This is a genomic window from Mesorhizobium sp. M7A.F.Ca.CA.004.06.1.1 (assembly GCF_003999135.1).
In the GTDB taxonomy this organism is placed as follows: domain Bacteria; phylum Pseudomonadota; class Alphaproteobacteria; order Rhizobiales; family Rhizobiaceae; genus Mesorhizobium.
In genome coordinates this window covers 1-887 of sequence record NZ_RZPQ01001264.1, presented here as the reverse complement: position 1 = coordinate 887, position 887 = coordinate 1, and the positions used below count along the sequence as shown (strand labels likewise).

Annotated in this window: 2 protein-coding genes; both read right to left on the bottom strand. The window is 66.2% G+C overall.

Annotated features, from left to right (window positions below; translation table 11 throughout):
- Nucleotides 1–292, bottom strand: a 292-nt coding sequence (locus tag EN906_RS35660) for an ATP-binding cassette domain-containing protein (RefSeq protein ID WP_127375846.1), incomplete at its 3' end; no start/stop codon positions are given.
- Between the two features lie 88 nt (nucleotides 293–380).
- The coding region (locus EN906_RS35655) for a substrate-binding domain-containing protein (RefSeq protein ID WP_164777682.1) at nucleotides 381–887 on the bottom strand (507 nt) is incomplete at its 5' end.

Here is an 887-nt window from a genome sequence, read left to right as displayed (position 1 = left end):
CGATGGTCTGCTGCACGGCCAGCGCCCGGTCCTGGAACACCGTCTCGATGCCGGCCTCGCGCGAACGCGCCGCACTCCACCCGGTCACCGGCTTGCCGCGCACGAGGATTTCGCCGCTGGTCGGCTTGACCACGCCGGAGAGGATCTTGATCAGCGTCGACTTGCCGGCGCCATTGTCGCCGAGCAGGCCGACGACCTCGCCGCGGTCGACGCTGAGATTGACCCCGCCCAGCGCATAGACCTGGCCATAGGACTTGCTGATGTCGCGCAGTTCGATGAGGCGTTCTGCCATCGGATCCTCGCTTGATTGTCTGTTGCCGGCTTCGTCGCCAGCGGTCCCGCCGGCCGGGGCCTGAGATCCCGGCCGGCGGCTTGGGAGGTCAGCGCAGCGCCTGCTTGGCGAGCTCAGCGACGATCTCGTAATTTTCGGGCGTGACGAAACCGGCGCCGGTGTCGACATTCATCGGCGCCAGCCCCAGAACAACCTGCTGGCAGAGGCTGAGGATCGGCAGATAGCCCTGCAGGAACGGCTGCTGGTCGGCGGTCAATTGCACCCAGCCGCCCTTGAAGCCCTCGACGATCTGCGGGCTGGTGTCGAAGCCGAAATTGAATATCTCGCCCGCCTTGCGTCCGGCCGCCTGCATGTAGGTCGATACATTGCCGAGCATCTGCCCGCCGGGATAGCCGACCGCCTTGACGTCGGGATTGTTGAGCAGCGCCGCGGTAATCACCGGAATGGCCAGATTGGGATCGGACGCCCATTCGCCGCTCGGCGGAGAGGACAACTGGATGACCTCGACGCCAGCGTCCTTGAGCGCCGCCACCGTGCCGCGCTCGCGCGCGCCGCGGCTTTCGTTTTCGAACGGACCGATCATGATCGCCTTGTC